The sequence below is a fragment of the Oligoflexus tunisiensis genome (assembly GCF_001748245.1).
Classification (GTDB): Bacteria; Bdellovibrionota_B; Oligoflexia; order Oligoflexales; family Oligoflexaceae; genus Oligoflexus; species Oligoflexus tunisiensis.
On sequence record NZ_BDFO01000001.1, the window covers coordinates 1,811,023 to 1,833,990 of the forward strand.

A 22,968-nucleotide genomic window follows, 5' to 3' on the forward strand; every position below is an offset into this window, starting at 1 on the left:
CTACCAACTGTATGGGATTCTTTGTGTTTTCGCTGAGCTTGCGACACGTGGTGACCGCGGTCGATGGTTGATTCCCTTGCGCGCCGCGTGGTTCCTTTTTTGAGTTTTCCTCTTTTCGAACTTGGAGATGCGGTGCATGTGAGACGCCTGTCAATCCTGGAACGAACAAATGCTGGACGATGGTCAAGTCATAAACAGCGCCACTGATATCGCCACCCCGACAGAAGCCTTGCTTATCAAGCACAAGGCTTGTGGTAAAGCATGGAAATTCATGTGCAAAGAATCAGGCTAAAAAAATAAAGATAGGGCTCAGCTGAATTTTTGAAATTAGTGTCACGGAACTTGCACTAGCGGGAAAAAAGGCACAGATACTTACTCAAAGGAGAATTTCATGAGCGGTAGGTCGTATTTTAAATCTTTGTTTTTGTTCTATGTCAGCGCCCTCTTTGGTCTCTTCCTCTTTTCCGGCTGTCAAAAATCAGAGAGTGCGCCGACAGTTGGCAGCACGCCCAAAGGCAACACACAGGAGACAACGGATAACAAGGATAAGGTCGCTGATGATGACGACAAAGATTCGTCTTCTGACGACAAAACCGGGGATGATGACAAGAACCCGGATGACACCACGAAACCTGATCCAGAACCCACACCGACTCCACAAGTCGGACCTCTTCCTGAAGCCAAGCAGGCAGAATTAAAAACGCTTTTCACAGGTGAATGGACCAGTTCCTGTATCAAGATTGAAAATCCCGATGTTGCCGGTCAGTTCTTCAGCGCGACTGAGAGCTGGAAGCTGTTGGCCGATGGCAACATTGAGGTCACCTATCACGACTTTGACGATGACGCATGCAAGACACCAAGCCAAGGCTTTGAAAGCTATGTCTTCGGCATCTCAAAACCCGTCGCGGTGAAGGAGCTGGGCAGCCAGCACTTTTATGTTGAAATGAACATTTTGAAGGAACTCGATGAAAACGGGACCCTGGCAGACGCCACGGGCAAGTTCCTGATCATGGTCAAGTTCGAGACCGGCGGCATGTCTGTCGACTATGCAGACGACCTGACCGCAACCGCTCTGTCAGCAGACGCGATGAAGTTTACCAAGAAGTGATACGAGCACACGTTTAGACGCAAAGACCAGGGTCGGGCCGAAGGCTGCCTTCGTCCGAACCCTGGGATTAGGATGACGGGAGTTCTGTCTTAACGGACCACGTAACAGTCCCGCTGTACGTTACTGTAACACTGCTGCCTTGTGTAGTACTGGCAGGTCCGAATCGCAGTCAGACGGGCGATCCTGCGAGCCCGTTGGCCTTCACCGGATCCTGGTCTGAAGTAGAAGCTCGCGCCCATAAACGGCCGATAGAATCCAGGAGATCTGGCATAGCATCTCCATTGATTCCAGTTTCCAATTCTCTCCTCTTCCGTGGCATCGAGTTCGGGAAGCGCTTGTTCCTCGCTCAGGAATTCCTCATCACTCAGGATTTCTTCCGCTTCCATGGAATCAGCTTTCATGGGACTGGCAAGAGTTACCAACGCAAGACCAACAGCAGCAAAATAAGAACGCATAAATTTACCTCGTGATAAATGTTCATTGTCAAATGCAATTTACTTTTTTAGCGGTGCAATAATCGTTCCTGCAAAAATGAAGGATGATAATTTGACAAAAATGAACGGACCCGGGTGATGACTGTTTAGGGAAAGGTGCAGTGCTGTAGTCTTCCGATGACATGAGTTGGTTTTCTTGCATGAAATACCTTGCTGCATTTCACAGGGAAAGGTGATGGGAACCGCAGGGAGATTCGATATTTCCTGCAGCAGGGGGTCCTGACTTATCGAGGCGTGTTGATTTTAAATCACTTCACTACCAGAACCGAGTGCTGGTTATCCTGCGGCTTTGCGTGGCCCACGCTCCTGGGTTTCGATTTCCTCATTCAGCCAGTGCTGAACCTTGCCGCATGACGAGGGCAGGTACATCACGAATTCAAACGGAATGGATCCGACGTCAGCGACCGCGGCCGACTGCAAACTGATTTCGATGCTACCGCCCAAATGAGACAGGAAGTCTTTCACGGCACTCATTCCGATGCCGCGGCCTGAAATCTCCGTAGCGACTTCGCGCGTGCTGAAACCCGCTTCGAAAATAAACGAGACCAGCTCCTGAGGAGCATGGTCCCGTCGCGGGTCGATCCACGACTGTTCAATAGCTTTCTTTCGAATCAATTCGAGGTCAAGACCTTGGCCATCGTCCTTGAAGCTGATGCGAGCCTGACCGTCGATCATCTCAAGGCCGACCGTGATCGTACCGGCCGGATTCTTGCCTTTTGCAATTCTGGCCTCTGCGGTTTCAATACCATGATCCATCGAGTTTCGAACCAGATGAACAAGAATGCTATTGAGTGTTTCATAAGCTTCACGGGTGAGATAGCACGGCATGATGTTCACCTGGACCTGAGGTTCGGGTTTATGGAATTCCCGAGCCAGATCCCTGGCATCGCTCACGATTTCAGCAAAAGCACTTTCTGCTGTCACAAAATAAAGGCCCGTCAGTCCCTTGGCCACTGGAGCCAGGAGGCGGCGGCCGGCGAGGCTGATATCTTCAGGTTTCAGGCTGTAGAGGTTATCAACAAATTGTCCGAGCATGGTTCGTTCGAGCTTATGCCCCTGTGTCTGATCACTGCCACGACCCAATTTGCGCTTGTGAAGAGCCAGGTATTCATGCAGCACCTGATCGACTTTGTCAAAGTCCGTCTGAAATTTCTCGATGTTCCACATCGTGTCGCTTCGATGCTGGAGGTCGCTATAGTAGCGCTCGGCATCATGAATCGTCGTCGCCAGTTCCCGGGCTCCGATGGAACGTGCCAGGCCTTTGAAGGTGTGCATGCGAATGAAAATGGCATTCAGGACTTCAGGATCATGCTGAGGACTCCCCTTGATCAGGGAACGATTCTCTTCCAGAAGGCTTAGACTCTTCTGCATGACACGCTCGAAATGATCATAGGGAGCCGCGAGGATTTCGCCGATCATCCGCAGCTCACGCTTGGCGGCTTCGGTCTCACGATATAATTTCCGCAGCTGCGTCACATCCCTGACCGTAACCAGGATTTTCTCCGTCATGCCGTCCAGCACGATCGGAATCCATTCCAGTTCCAGGGTTTTCGTGGAACCAGATGGCAGCTCGATCTGCATTTCGGCGGGCAGACAGTGGCGATTCAGCTGAAACGAAATCTCAACCTCACCGATCGCGAGAAGCAGGCAGGATCGCGCCTGATCCTTTTCGTCAGCTCCAAGCGCGGCATGGGCAAACAGCAGATCACAGGCTTCGATGTCCTTGATCACCGTTCTTTCAAAAATGGTTTCGAGATGCTGGGAGTATTCCTCGTGGATCTTCAGACCTTGAGGCAGGATGGTAAAGATCCCCTGCTGGATGCTTTTCATGATGATCTTGATGTCCTGGACCTTCTCCGCGACGGTCTTCTGAACATTCTCAAGGTGTCGTTCGAGTGCCCCATTCAGGTTGTTGATTCTTTCCGCCAGCTCATGCTCGGTTTTCACACGTTTCTTCAACTCCGACAGATAGATAATACCCGCCGCAATCGAAAAACAGCAGATTTCTCCAGCTCCACCAATCACCTGTCCGAGCTGCGAAAAGGCACTCGGCGTAATGATGCCGTTGATGAAAGCTATGAAGTGATTCTCGAACCAGGCGATCCAGCAATAACCCAGCATCATGATGAGCGATCCGCGCAGACGTTTTTTGATGGCAAAGATAAAGATGATGAATCCCATCAGCGCGGCGCCGACTATGGTCAGATTCTGCAGATGGAAAGCAAATTGTACGTCAATGAACGAGGAGGAGGCCTGGACCAGACAGGAGAGGGACAGGACCAGCGCGGTGACATCGATCCATTTGCCTCCCACTTTCTTCCCGATCATTCCATAGATATAAAGGGTCGCGAAAAGCAGGGCGAACGCGCCGATGAACGTGGTCGTTTCCTGAAACCGGTTATGAAGGATGAGGTCGGAAAGTCCAAAGAGACTTAGGACGAATTGATTGTAACTTTCGACATAGATGAGAAAGGAGATCGTGAAGGCGCCGTACAGTACATAGATGAAGTTCCGACTGCCCAGGCCCAGGATCATAAAAAATGTCAAAGGCACGATGATGGCGCCATAGGCGAAGGACAGGAGGGCCATGAAGCCAGGATAGAAGGCAAAGAACTCCTTCTCCTCGAAGAGGAAACCCAGAATATAAAAGTACTGTTGCGGATAGGGGCGGTAAATGAGGTAGAGCTCGTTAAGCCCATCCTGCAAAGGGACGGTATTCACATGCAGAATTTTGAAACCGGCTCGAATGCCCTCCGCCCCATTGGTCGCATTATAAACGGAAAATGGAAACTTGAGTGGGGAGGTGATGTAGAGCGGAGACGACGAGCCCTCGACCTGGGTGCGGAGGATATAGCACGAGTCGGAAACAAAGCCTATGGTCAAGGTTTGGCGTTTCTCGAACGGAAGAAGGGCCAGAGCTGAGGGATCTCCGTTGGCCTTGGCGCAACCTGGATCGGCATGGAATTCCACGCTGCTGGTATCGAGGGCGCGATATTTTCCCCCAATATCGAGCCCGAAGGCCTGGGTTTCGCTCCACGAAAGCAGTATAAAAAGAAGCACAATGTGCAACAGGTTCATGGATTCCCTCGTTCCTGGATGCTGTTCGGCAGAAAGGCCGGGAATACAAAACTTTGTGCATTGGTGACGATGCAAAGACTCGCATGATACGCAATCCTTCCGTGCGTTTGCTTGGGAAGCGCCTGGAAAGATGAATGAAGACACCCCGAGCCATGGTGTTATATTAAAGTCTGCAATTTGAAAGGAGACGCGCTGTGATCACGATGAATGGCATTGAGACCTTCCGATCCAAAATCATGGAAGCAAAAGGCAGTTTTCTGGTTGACTTCTGGGGCCCGAGTTGCGCTCCCTGCCTTGACTTGAACCGGGCTTTGGAAGCCTTGGAAGACGGATACCGAGGCACTCTCACCTTCGTCAAGATCAATGCAGATGAGGAGATTGATATCGCCACCGAATTTGGAGTCCGTGGTCTGCCGACTCTTATCCTTATTCATGACGGCCAAATCATGGAACGCTGGATCGGAGCCAAATCCTTAACCTCTTTGAAATCGAAGCTGGACAAGGCCCTTGGCGCTATACCCTCCGCTTAGCCGTCCTGCTTTGCTTCTTTGTCAAGAGCGGCAACAGGCCTATCCATAGACTGTTCAGCGCCTGTCAAAATTGTGAACACATGTCGCTTCCCTTTACCCCAATTTTTCCATTCATCCCGCAAGCTAAGACAGGACAAGGGTTCTGGGTCCAGTTTCATGGGACATAGGCCCTGCATTTGCATAGCGAAAAATGATTCTGCCCCAAGGTAAGAGTCGTAACGCGCACATCTGTCAGTCAATGCAAGCTTGGAGTGTCTTATGTCGAGTCGGATCCAGTTCGTCCCCATTTTATTCATCCTCCTTCTGTCCTGCGGCAAGAGTTCCGAAACGGAAACCAGTGAAACCAAAAACATTCTCGTCGGCAACGGTTGGGAAACGGCTGATAGCCCCTATATGCTGAAACCCGGTGCAACCATTGCTGTTTGTGATACGGGTGTGAAGGCCGGTGTTGCTGATCTCGTGGTCAAGGCTGTGCGCATCTGGTTGGATGCAGGCGGTCGCGATGGTCGAATTCAAGTGTTCAAAGGTTGCAGCGCGGATCGCGTGGTCAAACTTTATCGTGCACCCGCAGGCGTTTCCTATTATGGCCAGGCGCATCCGCTGAATGGCAATGTTCATAGGCTTGATGTGCCGCCACAGTGGGCAGGGCATTGGACAGCCAACCACGAAGTGGGTCACGTCTTTGGATTCGCCCATAAATTCCAAAATACGATCTCCATCATGAACAGTGAACAGAACGGTCGGTTCATGAATGGGGGGAACCTTTCCGCCTATGACTTATCCGAAGTCAGACGAATGCTGTCGATCCCGCATTTCGCAGCGGTGCAAGCCGCCTGGAAAGCGAAGGGCGGAGCCCCCGTGCCCACGCCGAATACAGGGAGCAGCTGTCTCGGCGCCAATGGTGTGACCCTCTATCCGCATAGTACGGTGACGACCTATCAGGGGAATACCTATACCTGTAACGATGGCAAATGGGATTTCTCGCCTGGCATTGGCTCGGCTCCCAAGAGCTGCGTGGGTGCGAACGGTGTCACGATCTATTCGCACAACACTGTCACGACCTATCAAGGCAATACCTATACTTGCAACAACGGCAAGTGGGACTTCTCGCCTGGAACCTAAGGAAATATCGAAGGAAGGCCTGAGGGCCTTCCTTCCATCCTCGATCCTATCCATCACCTATCCTTGGGCCTGACCCTCGCAAGGCTGCTGCCACATACCTTTTCCAATCTGTGCCTATCCTGAATGAAAACTCTTCGGGCAATCCCAATTCAGTGGATGGCAGAGGGTGCTGCTAAAAAGGGGCTTCTGCAAAACGACCTGCAAATCCAGGGAGAAGCTTTTCATGAATCAAAACACCGTGTTTGTGATCTTGAAGTTCATTCCCGGGCAAGGCCCGCAGCCCTGTTATGCCCATAAGACTATGGAGACGGCCTGTGCCGCCGCCGAGCGTCTGAACCAGGGTTCGCCCGGCTCATACGCAGTGGTGCCCATGTGGGTGGAAGATTGAGGCGGGCTGCCTCAATCCTTCGAATCAAAGAGTCTTGAGATACTCAATCAAAGCCTTGAGCTCATCCTCTTTTTTGCTGAAATCGATGCCACCATTAAACACCTTGATATCGGCATGTCCTTGATTGGAATAGCCAAGGATCGAGGTATCGAAAGCCTTTCCATCCTCATTCCAGACAAAGCCCATATTGGTTTGATCATACTTGAGACTGCCAATCCTGAAGACGGCGGGGCGTGTTGATGGAATCAGAAGCTGAGTCATGGTCGGCACCGATCCATTATGAAGATAAGGAGCCCGAGCCCAGATGCCGGTCAGCGGCAGAGCCAGGTATCCAGGATTCTCCTGGCGAGGCACGATGATATCCTCGTCCGGGGCGATGCAATCGGGATTCGCCAGATCGCTGCACGAAGCTTTCAGGTTCTTCACGAGCAGCAGGCGGGCATCCGCCGTCAGCCCGGTCGCGCGCCCCGGTTCGGTACCCACCGCGTCGACGCTCATGAAGCTCTCATGTTCATGGCAGCTGGCGCAGGCATTCAGGTAAATTTCCCGGCCCTCACGCGCCTTTTTAAGGTCAACTGCAAAGGGATAAACCGGAGCAGGCAGGTCCGAGACGAAGGGAGTCGTGGTCACCGCGTTCTGGAAGTTCACGAAGCGTGCATCACCGGCGACCCCGAGCTCTGCGCCGAGGTTTCGTATCAAAGGGTTTTTGATATTGCCATCCCACTGGGCGGCGACTCGATCCGTCTGACGCCAGACGCTCATGATATCGGCCACCGAAGGATTCCGGCCAAAGTATTTTTGCACCGTCGCACTCGGATTGGCCTGGAATTCCTGCAGAGGCAGGAAAGCAAGGGTGGCGAAGCCGAAGGCCTCGACATGGCCAGGACTGCTTTTCAGCAGAGTCGCATCCCCGTGATAGGTGAAGGCACCCAGAGTCTGCTGCACGAAGGCACCGCGCTGGAGCAGACTGGCCTTGAACTGCTCAATCATGGTCTGCCCGACGGTTGGTCCACCTTCCGGACCGCTGAGGAAGATCGCCTTGTCCAGCCGCTCGTCGGCTATGCGCGATGGTCCGTAGAGCGTGCCATCGGCCTTGGTCAGCAGTGCCGCGCGGAACTTTTCGTAGAGATAATTGGGATGTGTGACCGAGGCGGTCAGCAGCGAGCGATAGCCGTTGATATCAAAGCGGGTGGAGGGAGCGCCGACCAGCAGCTGTTCCTTGCCATCCGATCCGATCACGCGACCCGTATGACAGGCGGCGCATGTGAACTGCACCATGGATGGTGTGGGCGTGCTGGATGGAGCCTTGGTCAGACTCATACCATAATAGAAGGGGTCACCGGGCTGGCTTTTGAAAAGCCCCGCGAAAGAGTCGACCGAGGCATCGGACCAGAGTTCAGGGATCACATCGGGAAGGAGACGCAGAATGATCGCCGGCGTGCCGTTGAATCCGATCGGAGCTTTCGTAAACGCATCGAGTGCCTTTTGATTGGCCGACAGGAAGTCATTCAATTCCTTCTGCCGCTCCGCTTGCAGAGTGGGCCAGGTCTTGTCTTTCAGTTCGTCGGCCGCACTTCCCCTGAGCTCTGCGGATTCTTTCTGTTTGGTCTGCCGCCGCAGGTTCAGGAATTCCGTATGGGGGCCGCACGCTACGGCAAGCATACCCAACGCTAGCAAAGAAAGCAGAGAAACGTTCTTCATGCGAATGCTCATCCTTCCCGGTCGCCGGACCCTATAGGGCCGCGCCTTGATCAAAACGTTTGAGTTAAATGGCATATACAGAAAACGTATCGGAGGAATTGAATGCGTGAGTAAGGGATGCTGAAATATGCTGTTATAACAGATATATAAGTGCGATCTTTACACTAAAAATCTACACAAAAAGGGCGGCCTTTGGCTTTGGAAAAGTGCCTCATTCCCGTCGTGTTGCTCATATATTGTTACTTACTGTCACCTTCAATCTCCAATCTTCAGGCGATTCCTTTTGGATAAACTGCCAGCTAAGGCGCTGCATCCAAAGTGTTATCCATGTCTGGCTTGAGTCGCCTGATCACGGGACCGATAAGCATCAAAATTCACAATAAAAATTCTGTGTTTTCAAGTAGTTTTGGAAGAGAAATTTAACTCAAGAAGCTAGAGAGATGTCCGCTGAACTGAAGAAATTCGTTCAGGGAGATTATATGAAGGATGGCACCCTTATGGGTAATAGCGGGTTTTTCACACTGGCCATAGTATTGCTCTGAAAATTACCAAGCCAATTGCAAGGCACACCATGTTGCGAGGAGATAACCAACTTGATTGATTTTCCGATCGATTCTACGTCTCTTCCCTTAGTGCTTCTGGGACACTTTGTTATGAACGTGCTCGCCATTGCGCTTGTGTGTAGTGTTGGCTTTTTCTTTTATTATCTGTGGCATAAGAAACGACGAATTTTTGCCATCAAGGTTAGCGAGAATCAGCTTAAACGCGAAATTAGACACAGCCTCGTAGTCCTGCTTGTCGATTCGTTTTTGACAATCGCTTTGTTCCAAAGCGGCCTGCTTAGACCTTTGACAAGCCTGAACTGGGCCTGGACAATCCTGGTGTTTGCTGCTCACTTTGTGTTCTTTGAAGTTTGGTTTTACTGTTCGCATCGTCTGCTCCACAGTCGCGCGCTGTTCAAATTTCATGCAATTCATCATCAGTCGCGTGTTTGTACACCCATTAGCAATTTTTCTGGTTCGGTTACGGATCGCTTGTTTTCGGCGACAGGATTTATCATTCCGCTGCTTGCGTTCAGCTACTTCGGTCTGCTTCCGCTAGCGGCATTCAATCTAATTCTTATCACCAATGCCTTTGGGACCATGATGCTGCATTCCAATCTTGAAGTCCTGGCAGGCACCAAGCGGCAGAAGTGGCGATCGCTGCTCGGCCATTCCATCAGTAGCCATGCCTTGCATCACAGTCGCATCCATGGAAACTTCGGTCTCTTCACTTCATTCATGGATCACATGTTTGGAACCTATATTCCTGACACAGATGACATCACGTTGCAGGTCGCTTCTGGCAAACCTTTGACCAGTCTGCGGCAGCGTTCCGAAAAAGCACCTGAAGCGGAGTTGGCCGTATGATAATGGTTTTTCTCCTTGTCGGCTGTGCCGCTTTCCTTGCGGTTCACTTTTTCTTGCGTCTGTCTGTTCACCAAAAGGAACCTTTGACTGAAAAGTTGCGGGCCATTCCAGTCGATCTTAAAACTCAGTCAGTAGCGATTGGAGTGACCAGTAACCGGATATTCCGGGCCGGGCATGTGAGTCTGCTGCTTCAATATGAAGACGGGTCTTATGTTCTGGCACATAAGGAACCCAATGGCAAGGCGTCCAACTTTCGTGCTGTTTGGAGCATGATCCGTTATGGGTACCATGCTCGCATCGAATTGATTCTCTTTCCAAGCAGGGAACAGCTGGATGTGTTTCAGCATGCGTTTCAATGGCGCTTTATTCCGGTCGTTCTGGAGAACCCACACAAGGTTTCAGAATATGTCCACAGTTTGATCGATGCGAATGATCTGGATGCATCCGTTTTCTGCTTTGCGGGGAAGAATTGTGTGGATTTTGTCGCGGATCTCCTCAAGGTCGGCAACAATCCGCGCCTGCCCTATCATCCCATCCCGCTTGTGTTCTTTGACAAGCTTGAATCATTGGATAGAATGCCATGCCAGGAACCATAAAAATTATTCTGACCGTCATACTTGGTGGTTGTATCGGGACCTGGATGGCCATGTCCTACTGTGCCGTGACCAGACTCCGAATGTCGGGATTGGGAGGTCTCAAACTCGCCTTGGAAGTGATGGTCCAGTTTCCCTGGCTTTGTATAAGAGTTTTCAACCACGACCCTGGAACTCATATCAGCATCAGCACTCTGAAGGCTTCCGATATGTCCTATCTTGCTGTCTATCCACTTGATAGGGGGCGGCATTCCCAAATTTATATTGGGCGAAACGTCTGGGAAGCCCGAAGTGCTATCGCGATAGCTGACCTGCTGAGCAAGGTTCAATCCCATGCTCCGGAGCTGCCTCGCGACTGCTATGGAATCTCGCATCTGAAAACCGGTCAGGCCGTGTCCTGGATTTACCGGGATGGGAAATTTACGGTCTCCCATGCTTACGATTACGAGTCTGCGCAGATCGACAATCAATCCGATCAAACAGCTTGAATATGAAATTGTTGTCGCTAATGGCAAAGGAATATGTATGAGCCAGTTTGAGAGTGGGTCCTTGAATCAGGTACTTGAAACCACGATGCTGCCCGACCTGAAGCTTGCCGATTGGCCTCTGGCCTTCCTGAAGCAGTACATCAACCATAATGCCGAAATGCTGTTTTATTTCATGATAGCTTTTGGCCTCTGTGCCTTAATGAGCCGAAGAAAGATTTACCGCATTTCCGTCACTAAACAGCAGTATAAGAATGAATTCAAACAGGCTCTGTTGATTCTGCTGGCGGACTCTGTCACGTCGTTTTTTTTGCTGCGGACAGGGATCGTGCATTTTTCGGTAACATCGATCACACAGGATGCCGTTGTGTTCATTGGTCATTTCGCTTTCTTTGAAATATGGTTTTATGCAGCTCATCGGCTGATGCACAAGAAATCGTTTTTCCGTTTTCATGCCATTCACCATCGTTCCCGGGTTACGACCCCTCTTTCCGTTCTGCATCAGTCGGTTTTTGAACGCAGCTTTCTGACCATTGGTTTCGTTCTGCCTATCATGCTCAGTTCCTCTCTCAATAGTCTCAGCCCCATCACTATGTTCGTTCTGATTGCTGTGAACTCGATGGGTAGCATCATGCAGCATGTTAACTTCGAGTGGCTCATACGCATGAGTCGTGGCAAGCGAATTGCTCTTATCATGCACTCGGCTGCGAGCCATTCCCTGCACCATGCCCGAATTGAGGGGAATTATGGTTTTCTGACCTCGGTCATGGACCGCCTCTTTGGAACTTATATCGAGGATACCGAATTGGTCTCAGAAAAAGCCTGGAAAGGTGAAGGCCTGACGCGACTTCTTCAGGTTGTCACCGAACCCGATCTTGAGTCCAAAGCTGGGCCAGGAATCCAGAAAACATCCTAAGATGGAGAAGTCATGAACTTGATCATCAAGGATCCAACATTCATTCCCAAAGCAAACTACTCCCGGTTCGAGAAAGTTTTCCTGGCATTGATCCGGGACGAGCGGGATTTGCCCTTCATCTGGCTTTGTATGCGTATACTGACTTTTTCAGTGCCCGTTGCTGTCTATCTTTTTATTGATTTCCGCTGGTGGATAGCCGTACCCTACCTGTTGATGAATACGGTAATCCTTCTTGGACCTCTGATCCTTATGCTGCACAATACCTCACATCGAACTCTTTTCAAAAAAAAGTATCATTGGATGAATCAAATCATACCCTGGTTTATCGCTCCGTTTTTTGGTCAGACACCAGAAACTTATTATTCGCATCACATCATGATGCATCATCCCGAAAATAATGCGATCAGTGATCTCAGCTGCACGATGAACTTCCAGCGCGATAGGTTCTCCGACTTCCTCAAGTATTTCACGTCTTTTTTCTTTGTCGGTATTGTCGACCTCAGTTATTATTTCTGGCGAAAAAAACGTTGGCACTTTCTGAGGAAAGTCTTGCTAGGGGAGCTATCGTATTTTCTGCTTTGCGCTTTCCTTTGGCGCTTCAATAGTTCCGCCACCTTTGTCGTTTTTGTTCTTCCGTTTGTGATTGCTCGTCTTGCCATGATGTCAGGCAACTGGGCCCAGCATGCCTTCATTGACGCTGAGGCGCCTGACAACTGCTTCAGAAACAGCATTACCTGCATCAACAGCCGCTACAATAGGATATGTTTCAACGATGGCTATCACATCGGCCATCATCTAAGGCCCAGCATCCACTGGACCGAGATGCCCGTGGAATTTCAAAAAAATATTGAGAAGTATAAAGAGAACAATGCGGTCATCTTTCAAGGGCTGGACTTTTTTGCTATCTGGTATTTTCTGATGATCAAAGATTATCAGAAGCTGGCTCAACACTACGTCGACATTCGAGGCCAATTCCAATCCCAGGACGCGATTATGGCTTTTCTTAGAAGTCGTGTAGCCAAATTGGATGTCAAAAGATCGACCCTCAACGCCAATGTGGTTTTGAATCGCGTATCCTAGGATCTCTATCGTGCCTTCACTCCTGATCCTGCATCCGTTAAGATCAGGTCCGTAGGGGGCGAGCCCGTCTCCTTATGGCTCTATTTCACTACATAAATATCCAAAGGAGTTACGATGGAAGCCAGCATTTCAACCATCCATGAATCATTGGAAGGATATCTGGACAAGGCCTTTGAGATGCTAGGTTGTGCCGAGGACTCGCGCCTCAAGGTCCTGCTTAAAAATCCTGATCGACGGATTGAAGTTGAAATTCCGTTGATTCGCGAAAATGGTCAAATGACTGTATTGCATGGCTACAGGGTCCAGCACAATTCGGCGCGTGGGCCGTTCAAGGGAGGCCTGCGCTATCACCCTAGCGTTGATCTTGAGCATTCCGAAATCCTTGCCTCGCTCATGACCTGGAAATCTGCCCTGCTCAATCTGCCCTATGGTGGTGGCAAAGGGGGGATCCAGCTCAACCCCAAGGACTTTAAGCCGCAGGAATTGGAGGTCATAACCAAGCGTTACGTGGAGAAGATGCATATGCTGATTGGTCCGCGTATCGACATTCCAGCACCTGACATGGGCACAGGGGAAAGAGAGATGAGCTGGATCGTTGATGCGTATTCCAAGATTTATGGTCATCAGCCGGCGGTCGCCACGGGCAAGAATGTTCAGCTGGGAGGTATTGAAGGCCGGCGTGAGGCAACCGGCCGAGGTGTTGCGACGGTGACCGCCTGGGCCACAGAGGAGGAGGGTATTTCGCTTGAGAATGCGACGGTCGCCATTCAAGGCTTTGGCAATGTCGGCAGTGAAGCGGCTCTTCACTTGAAGGACATGGGGGCCCGCATTGTTTCGGTGAGCGATGTCCGAGGAGCCATTTCGCGGCGAGAAGGCCTTGACGTCAAACAGCTCGTCAAGTTTCTCTATGAACGGAGGGAGTATGATAGCGTGGTGGACTGCGCACGAGAGATCGCCTGTGACTCTGTTTCGGAAAACAGTGAGGCGCCGCTTTTTCATGAGGTCGACATCCTCATCCCTGCGGCTTTGGAGGGAGTCATCCACAGTGATAACGTGGATCAGGTGAAAGCCAGACTTATCGTCGAAGGAGCCAACTCTCCCATCACTCTGCAGGCGGACCGATCGCTGGATGCAAAGGGCAAGGTCGTGATCCCTGATATCATGGCCAATGCCGGTGGTGTGACAGTTTCCTATTTTGAATGGTGTCAGAACCTGCAGGGACTGCAATGGGAACGGGATCAGGTTTATCTTGAATTGGACCGATGGCTGAAGAGGGCCTGGGATCAGCTGATCAAGGTCAAGAAGAAGTTCAAGTGTTCCTATCGAGAGGCTGCTTATTATATTGCTGTTGATCGCGTGAAATCCGTGATGGAAATGCGAGGCTTTTGAATCACGATCCGAGGCTGGCGCATGAAGCGGCCTCGTCTGCTCAATAAAACCTTGCCACGGACCAGCCGATGATGTCGGCCTCCGGGCATACTCCACCGTCAGCTTATGCCCGACTCAGATACCGAATGCTGCGATTCACAACCATGCGAACCGTTCTCAGTAATCGTGGACTCTCGAGATCCCCGTCCAGGAACGAACACATCGACGCTAAATCCAACAGCTTCGCTGCATCGGCCCATCGGGGATGCAATGTCTCGCCGCCAAGACTATAACCTTCGATGAAAGCCGCTTCAGCCCCCTCTGGATGGTCTTCCGAGAAGCGAAAAAAATTCCCAAAATCCATCAGCGGATGGCCTGAAATTCCAAATTCCCAATCAAGTATGGACGCGCGAAGGTTCTGTCCCTCGGACGTCATAATTATGTTCTTTGGATTGAAGTCGCAGTGGGTCAAGCGGGGTCCGCTATAAGTATCCTCAACGATCGACCCATGCTTTTGAACAAGAGCATCCACCTCAGCCGCAAGCTGCCAACCCAACCTTTGACCTACGCGACTTTGCATCGATTCCCGAACATAAGCGAGTAGGGAACTGCAAAAATCTTCGCCGCCTTCCCGAACCGAGCCGTTTCGGTCGAAAAACCCTGATTTTCCGAACCTTTGAGCATGAATTTTTGCCAGCTCTCGACCGACAGCGAAAAAGTTTTCTCGCCATTGTTCGGAATCCTGACAGACTGCGCTCAACAGCTTGCCTTCAACAAACTCCTGGGCTGCGATCATCTGTTCGCCGTCACGGAGCACTCTCAAGATTTTCGGCGTTCTGACTTCAATCTGGTCCGTGAGTCGAAGCAGCCAAATTTCACGCTCGCCACCATCCCGACCGCCAGCGAAAAACCTTAAGACGATTTTCTCTTGTGGCAACTGCGCGGAAAAATTCGCGCTGCTATATCCACCAGCAAGATATTCCAGAGCCACGATGGAGACTCCCGGATAAAGGTGCTCGATGTACCGCGCGGCATCGGCTTTCGAAAATTGCCGCGCATGGGATCCTGGCTCGTAACGTTCGTCGGGTGGAATGAAGTCATCGCCAATCATCATAAGCCGCTCCAGGTTCCGATTCCTGCGATACTGAGATGCCTGCTATGAGTTAGCACTGGTCCCTCTCTCTGTCCATGGGCTACGTTGAGGAGTCCAGCCGCGTTTCCGCGTCAAATTAACCAGCATCAGGTCCCGCCGTGGCTTCGGGAAAAGCCTAAGCTGGATACCGTCGGACTGTGCTATGCTCACGCTGAACCTCGGAAGCGGAGAGTCTCATGCCAGTTTACGATGTACAATGTTCAGCCTGCGGATATGAAGGCACAGCCACCATCATGATGAATGATCTATCCGGCTGGGATCAGAAGGCCCTTTGCCCTTCCTGTGAGGAGGGAAGTTCCAAATATCGACGTATAATTAAGAAGGCTCCTTCAAGCATTGGCCATGCTCGACCCAAAGCTCAATCGAAATCGAGCGACTTGGATGATATGCGCCACAAGGGGTTTAAAAGAAAAGACCCGGATCAGGTGGCCGCTGCCGTCGAGAGCGTGAGAAAAGGGGAATTTGAAGGATTCTGACCATCTTCAAATGATCAGGTCGCGCTCTATCACAACTCACCTTCCGCAGACCTTAGCCACACATCAGCTCCTCACGCTCTGCGCCTGGCGAAAAATCGAAGGCGCTGTATAAATTCCAAAGAAATCTCGTCTATAGCGTTGAGCCCGAACCTCGTAGAAAGGACGCATAGACATGATTAAAAAACTTGCGATCAATACACTATTATACCTGTTTTTGCCTTGGACCGCGTTCTCTGCTGTCAGGATCGACCTTGGTCAGGAGGAGAATCTTGTACTCCGATTCACAGGACCCGAAGCACAGAGATTGACCGAATTTCTGAAAGAGCGCTTTCGCCAGGAAATGGACTTCGGCGCGACTCGCTACCATGGCGAGAGGATGAGCCTGGCCTGCAGCGAGCACGAAGACTGCTACCTATGGCTATCCCGCAAGGAATGGCTCCCTGGTGCGGATGACGGAGCGACCTCCACCGTACTGACTTTCACCCTGCCACTGAAGCAAACCACTTTGAGCGGCCGGCTCTCGCTGACGGCAGGGCCTGAGGACAAGAGCACGATTCAGTTGCAGCTGCAGGACCCTTATTACCCCGGCGCGTTTTCCTTTAAGCGGTCTTTGAACTGTCCTGTCGTCAAGGGTGTTAAGGAGCAGGCGCCCCTGCATGGAAATGGGGATTGCCGCCTGGAGCTCTCCAGCGCACCGGGAAAGGGTCGCCCGTATCCTCCTTCCGCTCAATTCGTCCATAATCTGGATAATATCGTGCTGAGTTTCCAGGGGCCCTGGGCGAGAAAACTGCTCGATTCCGCACCCGTCAGTGGAGTGGATCCCTATGATCCGGAGCGTATCCGGGCCCAGCTCGGCCCTGAGCTCTACTGTTGGAACCTGGACCCGCTCGGAACGAAGCCATTCCTGAATGATTCCTACGCATGCCAGGTGAATCTTCGGCGACAGGACGGCGAAAATCCCCAATTTTCAGGGCAGGGCGCCATGAAAGGAAACAAGGATTTCGCCCTGATCCTCCAACCTGATTTCCGCAATGGAATTCTCAAGGATTTCGATCTCCATCTTCGCGCTGAAGGAAACGATCACACCATCACCCATTGCCCAAACTACGGGAAGAATGCAGGCTTTGGGCAGTGCACTGTCTTCTACGACATGAAAATTGATGTCGATCTGTACCCTATCGGCAATGCAGTTCAGGGTGTTGCTGTGGGATGGGGCGTTTCGAATCAAAAAAATTGATGGGCACAGAGTCCAGAGCTGATGCTATATCGTCCCTTGGTGTTTCATGGGCTTCGCCAGAATTTGTTTTTCTTGACGTTGTTCATCGCTATAATATTCTTTTAGGGTACTCATCAGGTCAAAGAGGCCATGATAACCAGGTAGGAAGATATGGGAAGAAAGTCTGCTAAAATAGCCGTGCGCAAGGGTGCTGCTGATAAGGCTCGGGGACAAATTTTCACTCGAGCCCTCAAAGATGTTTTTAAGGCATCCAAGGGTGGAAGTGGGGATCTCGCCAACAATTTTCTGCTTCGAGTCGCGGTCGAGCGCGCCAAAAAACTGAATGTTCCCAAAGAGAATATCGAGAAAGCGATAAAAAAAGGACAAGGTTCCGATGGCGTAGGCTTTGAAGACGTCTGCTATGAGGGCTATGGACCGGGTGGTGTGGCCATATTTGTTGAAACATCAACGGATAATCCAACGCGGACAGTCGGCAATGTGCGCAGCTATTTCCGCAAATATGACGGCTCGCTCGGAACCACGGGCTCACTGGAGTTTGTGTTCAGCCGTATTGCTTTATTCGTCATCCCGAAAGAAGCGGTTCGTTCTGAAGATGACTTTACACTGGCGATGATTGATGGCGGAGCGGAAGAAATCGAACTTATCGATGATCATTACGAAGTCTCCGGTCATATGTCAGAATTTGGTTCCATTCAGGATAAGCTCATGCAGCTGGGCATCACTCCTGACGAAGCCTCTCTCGTTAGAATTCCTCTCACCAAAAAAGAACTCACCGATGAAAGTGCGCTGGTAAAACTGGAAAATCTTATTGATGTTCTTTCAGAAGATGACGATGTCGTCACTGTGTATCACAATCTTCTGGATAAAGAGGATTAGAGAGGCTCTGTGATTGGCTAGGTGGACCCGTTTAAAGGCTGCGGGCAGAAGCCCGCAACTGGAAGATGGAATTAATTAGAAACCAATAACTTCTTTCTCATCATTGGAATCCAATGGTAGTTTTTTCTCTGCTTCACGATCCATGTTCCGCTTAAGATCGGACTTCTGTCCCATCGCAGGTTTCATGCGGCGGTCACCATTGAAGTTCAGAACTTTTTTCTGCGCTGCAGGACGGGCCATAGCATGTTGGACGGGACGCGTGACAGATTCGGCCGTGCCAGCAGCCTGGGCTACTCCCACCAAAGCTTCAAGATTGCGTACCAACTGCAGAAGCTGATCCGCCTGGGCGTTGAGTTCTTCCGAGGCCGCTGCCGATTCCTCGGCTGCCGAGGAATTCTGCTGCGTGACGGAATCGAGCTGGGCGACAGCCTGGTTGATCTGGCCAATACCCTGACTCTGCTCTTTGCTGGATGCCGCAATTTCGGCGATCAGCCCGGCGACTTTTTGCGAACTGCTGATAACAGTTTCCAGGGCTTTCGCGGTATCCTGGGCCACACCCACACCGCGTTCGGAATTTTTTACCGACTGTTCGATCAGCGTTCCGGTATTGCGAGCAGCCTCACTGGCCCTTTGCGCCAGGTTTCCAACCTCATCCGCGACCACCGCGAACCCGCGGCCTGCATCACCGGCACGCGCTGCTTCCACGGCCGCATTGAGGGCCAAAAGATTGGTTTGGAACGCAATTTCATCGATAGTCTTGACAATCTTGGCTGTTTCATCCGAAGAGCTTTTGATCTCTTCGATGGCTTTGACCAGGCGATTCATCGATTCCTGACACTGGTTGATGAGTTCGCCCGACTTCATCATGAGGCTATTCACTTCCTGGGCATTGTTGTTATTTTGCTGCGTCATCGAAGCCATTTCTTCCAAGGAACTTGAGGTTTCTTCGAGTGAAGAGGCCTGCTCATTGGCACCTTCCGCCAAGGCTTGTGAGGCGTTCGATACCTGGGTCGAAGCCGACGACACCTGCTGGGATCCGTCGCTCAGACTGTTCATGATGGAACGCAGGGTGGCGCTGGCTCCTTCCAGCTCCTCTGTGCTGCACTTTCTCAGCCCTCCGAATACCTGCTTCAGAACTTTGGTCACACCCTGGACCACGAGGTAGCCAAAAACAAGGCCAAAAAGAATGCCAGCCACACTCATCAAGACCATCAGCAGGAATGCAGAGTCAAAGTTCTGCCTGGCCTCTGCCTTGACATTCTTCATCATCTCGCGGTTCCTATCAATAATCTCTATGAGGGCAGCTTCTGCAGCGTCTATCGCCTGGCGTCCTTGTCCTACGGATAAGGTAAAGGCTTTGGAATTGGTATTTTCCCGCGATAGTTTTCGAACCCCTTGCTGAACTTTGATGAACCCGGCCCAATCGCGCTCAAATTCCTCGACGAGGCGGCGCTCTTCTCCCGTAATACCGCTGTTGAGCTGCTTGAGCTTTTGTTCAATGACATTAGCGAGTCGATCCGTCTCGGCTTCAAAATGCTCAATGCGTTCCATCGTCGTCTCAAGGATGATATTTTTCTCCCCCTGACGAAGGGCGAAAGCGTCCGCGAGGATATCGGTCGCGAGAAGGGCCTGGTCGCCTTTAGCGATCTTGATGTAGTCACGAAGCACCCTTTCGGAACGACGAAACGCCTCGCGGCCAGCCGAAGATGACATGTCGCGGGCCTTGATATTGGAATTGGCTTGGGCCAGCTCCAAGACCTTCTCGTGAACGGTAACAAACTCAGCAAATTTCTTATCGAAATTCTCGAGTTGCCGCCGACCTACTTCCGAAACCAAACGCTTCATTTCATCTTCTCTTCGCGCAAGGCTTTCGCGAATCTCCTTGGCCCTTGTTACCCAGCGTTGCATTTGCTCCTCGGATTCGGAGAGCATGACGTTTTTTTCAGCACGATGAATCGCGGTCAGTTCCTGATTCATGATGCGAGCAAGCTCGACGCGGCGTGCCGTCTTCTCTATGACTTCGGTGAGACGATCATTCATATCAGAAAGTTTAATTAAACCCAGGGATCCAACCATCAGCGTGACGATGGATAGAATGCCGATAACCAGATACAATTTTGCGCCTAAACTCATATTTCTCACGGGAATTTTCCTTTTTCATGTTCCAGTTTTGGATTGCATGCCTTTGACGTGATTCACCAACTCATCAATTTCATCGGCTGCCATTATTTTGGCGACGTCCAGCAGAACGACGACTTTGTTGTCACGTTTGCCAATGCCTAGAATATAGTCAGTTTCATGTTTGCCGCTAAAGCAAGGCGACTCTTCTATATCGTTGCTTTCAAAAGAAAGAACCTGAGCCACACGATCAACCACCACACCTGTCTCGATATTGCCGATATCGACGACGATGATGCAGGTCACGTCGGTATCGTCACGGGCAGGCAGGCAGAATTTCTTGCGCAGATCGACGACAGGTATAATTTTTCCGCGTAGATTGATAATGCCTCGTATGAAGGCCGGTGACCTGGGTATATGTGTAATGTCGGTCATCCGTATGATTTCACGAACTGACAGGAGTTCGAAACCAAAGATCTCGTCATCAAGACGAAACCCCAAATACTTCTGTCCCAAGGACTTTTGCGCGGAAAAAGTCCTCTTCTCGTCTTTGCCCTCCGGCTGATCCGGATCTTGTTGCATGCTCTCTCCTCCATAAAGGCACAACGTATCACCAACCATGGGACCTCTCGGACGCGCTTCGATTTTTATTAACAGCACGCGTCTGTTTTTTTTGAAACGAATTGTATGCGTGTTGTTTACTATGGACGCATGATGTCGATGAGTCGCGTGCGATGTGATGTTAATGAACAAATCAGCTAAAGAAATCGAAAGAGGAACCGAGGTAGCCATGAGACGCGATTGCAGTGTGGAGACATCATGGTGGCCGGGCAAGGGCTGAACCAAAGCAATGAACATGATGATGCAGCGTACTTGCGCCAAACATTTGTGGAAGAAGCTTCATCTTTGTTGGAAGCGTGTGAAGAGCCCTTGATGAGCCTGGAGCAGGCCGATCGACGGGTTGAAGCCTTGGCTGATATTTTTCGCGTCTATCATACAGTGAAGGGCTCGTCCTCATGTATGCTCACAGCGTTACGGCAGATCCGCAGTGACGCTGAAAGCGGCCCCGAACTGCGCAAATCTATGCAGTCAACGACCATGGGAAGCAGCTCCGCAAAGCCAGCAAATTTAGCGATAAAAATAGATTCGGCTCGCGTCAATGCCGTGATGGATATGGTTGGTGAACTGGTTGTTATCAAAAGCCAGATCGAAGCGAGTCTCAGCCGCAGATCTTTGGATCCAAGGCTCCGCACCTTGATCGCTCAGTTGGATAAGAACGTGAGGGAACTTCATGAGCGCATCCTGTCCATGCACATGATCTCCTTGCGTTCAATGGATGAGCGAATTGCCGATCCGCTCATGCATCTCTGCCGCAATGCTGTGGATCATGGCATTGAGAGTTCGGAAAAGCGAAAGGCGGCCAACAAGTGTCCGGAAGGAACCATCTCACTGAAAGCGTTTCGCAAAGGCGAATCCGTCTTGATCGAGGTCGCTGATGATGGTCATGGAATTGACAGGCAGGCTGTTATCAGGAGAGCCATCGATCGCAAATTGCTCGATCCTGATGCGAACACTGAGGTCCTGACGGATCATGACATTCATAACTTTCTGTTCTCGCCTGGTTTTTCCACGGCAGACAAAGTCACCGATGTCAGTGGGCGTGGTGTGGGGCTGGACGTGGTGAAAGCCAATATCATGGCCATCAGCGGACGCATAGAGATCAAATCAACGCCAGGTCTGGGAACACGGCTATCAACTGACGCGGATCAAGGACGTCCACTATGCCTTTATACGTTTGGGTGATTATGTGGGCATGGAGCAGGACGCTCAAGGTTTAGTTATTCTGATCGAGGCTTTTGGCAGGAAGGTGGCTCTGCAGGTTGATCGGGTATTGGGTAAGACCCAGGTGGTATGGAAGCCCATAGGCAGCACGGTGGGGTCGCTTGCAGGCCCCACGCTGCTGATAAGAACACCTGGATTCATCTGAACTCAAGGTCTTCCCTCCTGCCGACCCATTTGGATCAGGGTGATAAAAGGTAAATTGAGTTAAGCCTACAAACGCGAAGTATTAGAAGCAAGACGATCGTCCCATTCACGAATGTTAGATTTCTCATTCCCCATTGCTATGGAGGGAGTCAAAGTCATGCGCCTGTTTTTAGAAGTGAGTGTTGTTGCTGCCCTATCTTTCGTTAATTTTCGTGCTTATGCGGGAAACGCTGAGGCCGTATATCACGATGCGTTGGAGACAAGCGAGAACCTTGTCGCCAATGAAACTATCATTATAGGCGACAGCATCTTCGCCTTGAATGGTGTGATCAACAGCGAGCTTGAATCGCTCTCGTCCAAGGACATCGATTCGTATGCACGCAACGGTGCCGTCATGAGTGGAATTGTCCGCCAGTATCAGCAATCGCGAGAGGCTGGCATTGCACGGACCGTGATTATGAATGGTGGAGGCAACGATGTTTTATCCAACATGGGAGCCTGCCGAGCGTTTAATCAAACCTGTATTGGCGTGATAGAGAAAGCCATAAGTCAAGGAATGGATCTTGTCGCTCAAATGGAGGAGGATGGAGTCGAAAGTGTTTTTTTCCTTGGCTACTATTACACAACCACCTTTGCTTCAGGCCTGGAGGAGGCCGTTGATTATGCCATGTCGCGTGTGCCGGCTATCTGTGCAAGCACCACGCTTCGTTGTGAAGTCATTGATACGCGAGAAGCCATGCAAGGTGCAGGGAATATAAGTTGGGATGGCATTCATCCGAGTCGTACCGGTTCCATTAAAATGGCTCGTCTGCTCTGGGAGAGAATGCAGGCGAATGGCATCGACTGAGTC

General features: G+C 50.9%; 23 protein-coding genes. 17 read left to right on the plus strand and 6 right to left on the minus strand.

Going from position 1 to position 22,968, the window contains the following annotated elements; genetic code table 11:
• Positions 1-169: 169 nt before the first annotated feature.
• Together OLTU_RS32855 and OLTU_RS07860 are read left to right on the plus strand one after the other, a co-directional pair.
• The gene (locus OLTU_RS32855) at positions 170-292 is read left to right on the plus strand and encodes a hypothetical protein (RefSeq protein ID WP_281181135.1); all 123 of its coding nucleotides are present in this window, start codon (positions 170-172) and stop codon (positions 290-292) included.
• 99 nt (positions 293-391) lie between these two features.
• Positions 392-1,108, plus strand: a complete 717-nt coding sequence (locus OLTU_RS07860) for a hypothetical protein (protein ID WP_141732205.1) — start codon at positions 392-394, stop codon at positions 1,106-1,108.
• 89 nt (positions 1,109-1,197) lie between these two features.
• On the opposite strand, the gene OLTU_RS07865 is transcribed toward OLTU_RS07860, so the two are convergent.
• Positions 1,198-1,563, minus strand: coding sequence for a hypothetical protein (locus OLTU_RS07865; RefSeq protein ID WP_141732206.1), 366 nt, complete (start codon positions 1,561-1,563; stop codon positions 1,198-1,200).
• Positions 1,564-1,878: 315 nt separating this feature from the next.
• Positions 1,879-4,662, minus strand: coding sequence for an ATP-binding protein (locus OLTU_RS07870; RefSeq protein ID WP_218109903.1), 2,784 nt, complete (start codon positions 4,660-4,662; stop codon positions 1,879-1,881).
• A gap of 221 nt (positions 4,663-4,883) precedes the next feature.
• Here OLTU_RS07870 and OLTU_RS07875 point away from each other — a divergent pair, with 221 nt between their 5' ends.
• The 3 genes from OLTU_RS07875 to OLTU_RS31825 all read left to right on the plus strand — a co-directional run bounded on the left by OLTU_RS07875 (position 4,884) and on the right by OLTU_RS31825 (position 6,720).
• Complete coding sequence (locus OLTU_RS07875; protein WP_245676860.1) at positions 4,884-5,210, plus strand: thioredoxin family protein; 327 nt, start codon at positions 4,884-4,886, stop codon at positions 5,208-5,210.
• Positions 5,211-5,468: 258 nt separating this feature from the next.
• A complete protein-coding gene (locus OLTU_RS07880) occupies positions 5,469-6,332 on the plus strand; it encodes a zinc metalloprotease (RefSeq protein ID WP_141732209.1) in 864 nt (287 codons plus the stop codon).
• A gap of 223 nt (positions 6,333-6,555) precedes the next feature.
• Positions 6,556-6,720: a hypothetical protein gene (locus OLTU_RS31825; protein ID WP_176736427.1), complete on the plus strand. Its 165-nt coding sequence runs from the start codon at positions 6,556-6,558 to the stop codon at positions 6,718-6,720.
• 24 nt (positions 6,721-6,744) lie between these two features.
• Here the strand turns inward: OLTU_RS31825 and OLTU_RS07885 are convergent, their stop codons facing one another.
• On the minus strand, positions 6,745-8,382 hold the full coding sequence (locus tag OLTU_RS07885; protein ID WP_218109904.1) for a c-type cytochrome: 1,638 nt from the start codon (positions 8,380-8,382) through the stop codon (positions 6,745-6,747).
• 632 nt (positions 8,383-9,014) lie between these two features.
• On the opposite strand from OLTU_RS07885, the gene OLTU_RS07890 reads away from it, so the two are divergent.
• The 6 genes from OLTU_RS07890 to OLTU_RS07915 all read left to right on the plus strand — a co-directional run bounded on the left by OLTU_RS07890 (position 9,015) and on the right by OLTU_RS07915 (position 14,293).
• Entirely contained in the window at positions 9,015-9,830 is an 816-nt protein-coding gene (locus OLTU_RS07890) for a sterol desaturase family protein (RefSeq protein ID WP_141732211.1), read from the plus strand.
• 83 nt (positions 9,831-9,913) lie between these two features.
• On the plus strand, positions 9,914-10,426 hold the full coding sequence (locus OLTU_RS07895; protein WP_218109905.1) for a hypothetical protein: 513 nt from the start codon (positions 9,914-9,916) through the stop codon (positions 10,424-10,426).
• Positions 10,411-10,911: a hypothetical protein gene (locus tag OLTU_RS07900; protein WP_141732213.1), complete on the plus strand. Its 501-nt coding sequence runs from the start codon at positions 10,411-10,413 to the stop codon at positions 10,909-10,911. Before OLTU_RS07895 ends, OLTU_RS07900 begins: the two co-directional genes overlap by 16 nt.
• Positions 10,912-10,948: 37 nt before the next feature.
• A complete protein-coding gene (locus tag OLTU_RS07905) occupies positions 10,949-11,824 on the plus strand; it encodes a sterol desaturase family protein (RefSeq protein WP_176736428.1) in 876 nt (291 codons plus the stop codon).
• Between the two features lie 12 nt (positions 11,825-11,836).
• Positions 11,837-12,904, plus strand: a complete 1,068-nt coding sequence (locus tag OLTU_RS07910) for a fatty acid desaturase family protein (protein ID WP_141732215.1) — start codon at positions 11,837-11,839, stop codon at positions 12,902-12,904.
• A 114-nt stretch (positions 12,905-13,018) separates the two neighbouring features.
• A complete protein-coding gene (locus tag OLTU_RS07915) occupies positions 13,019-14,293 on the plus strand; it encodes a Glu/Leu/Phe/Val family dehydrogenase (protein WP_141732216.1) in 1,275 nt (424 codons plus the stop codon).
• A 103-nt stretch (positions 14,294-14,396) separates the two neighbouring features.
• Here OLTU_RS07915 and OLTU_RS07920 read toward each other — a convergent pair whose 3' ends face one another.
• Positions 14,397-15,386 carry a phosphotransferase family protein gene (locus OLTU_RS07920; RefSeq protein ID WP_141732217.1) on the minus strand — a complete coding sequence of 330 codons (990 nt, stop codon included), beginning with the start codon at positions 15,384-15,386 and terminating at the stop codon, positions 14,397-14,399.
• Between the two features lie 215 nt (positions 15,387-15,601).
• On the opposite strand from OLTU_RS07920, the gene OLTU_RS33140 reads away from it, so the two are divergent.
• The 3 genes from OLTU_RS33140 (at position 15,602) to OLTU_RS07935 (ending at position 18,014) form a co-directional block, all read left to right on the plus strand.
• The gene (locus OLTU_RS33140) at positions 15,602-15,901 is read left to right on the plus strand and encodes an FmdB family zinc ribbon protein (protein ID WP_141732218.1); all 300 of its coding nucleotides are present in this window, start codon (positions 15,602-15,604) and stop codon (positions 15,899-15,901) included.
• Positions 15,902-16,073: 172 nt separating this feature from the next.
• On the plus strand, positions 16,074-17,138 hold the full coding sequence (locus OLTU_RS07930) for a hypothetical protein (RefSeq protein ID WP_141732219.1): 1,065 nt from the start codon (positions 16,074-16,076) through the stop codon (positions 17,136-17,138).
• Between the two features lie 150 nt (positions 17,139-17,288).
• Complete coding sequence (locus OLTU_RS07935) at positions 17,289-18,014, plus strand: YebC/PmpR family DNA-binding transcriptional regulator (protein WP_141732220.1); 726 nt, start codon at positions 17,289-17,291, stop codon at positions 18,012-18,014.
• A gap of 75 nt (positions 18,015-18,089) precedes the next feature.
• Here the strand turns inward: OLTU_RS07935 and OLTU_RS07940 are convergent, their stop codons facing one another.
• Both OLTU_RS07940 and OLTU_RS07945 read right to left on the minus strand, forming a co-directional pair.
• Entirely contained in the window at positions 18,090-20,147 is a 2,058-nt protein-coding gene (locus OLTU_RS07940; RefSeq protein ID WP_218109906.1) for a HAMP domain-containing methyl-accepting chemotaxis protein, read from the minus strand.
• A gap of 24 nt (positions 20,148-20,171) precedes the next feature.
• Positions 20,172-20,990 carry a chemotaxis protein CheW gene (locus OLTU_RS07945; RefSeq protein ID WP_218109907.1) on the minus strand — a complete coding sequence of 273 codons (819 nt, stop codon included), beginning with the start codon at positions 20,988-20,990 and terminating at the stop codon, positions 20,172-20,174.
• 15 nt (positions 20,991-21,005) lie between these two features.
• Here OLTU_RS07945 and OLTU_RS07950 point away from each other — a divergent pair, with 15 nt between their 5' ends.
• From OLTU_RS07950 to OLTU_RS07960, 3 genes are all read left to right on the plus strand, one after another.
• Complete coding sequence (locus OLTU_RS07950; RefSeq protein WP_218109908.1) at positions 21,006-21,935, plus strand: chemotaxis protein CheA; 930 nt, start codon at positions 21,006-21,008, stop codon at positions 21,933-21,935.
• Between the two features lie 10 nt (positions 21,936-21,945).
• Positions 21,946-22,119, plus strand: coding sequence for a chemotaxis protein CheW (locus OLTU_RS33145; RefSeq protein ID WP_141732224.1), 174 nt, complete (start codon positions 21,946-21,948; stop codon positions 22,117-22,119).
• 156 nt (positions 22,120-22,275) lie between these two features.
• Positions 22,276-22,965 (plus strand): SGNH/GDSL hydrolase family protein, encoded by a 690-nt coding sequence (locus tag OLTU_RS07960; protein ID WP_176736429.1) that lies wholly within the window; start codon positions 22,276-22,278, stop codon positions 22,963-22,965.
• The last annotated feature ends 3 nt before the right edge of the window (positions 22,966-22,968 follow it).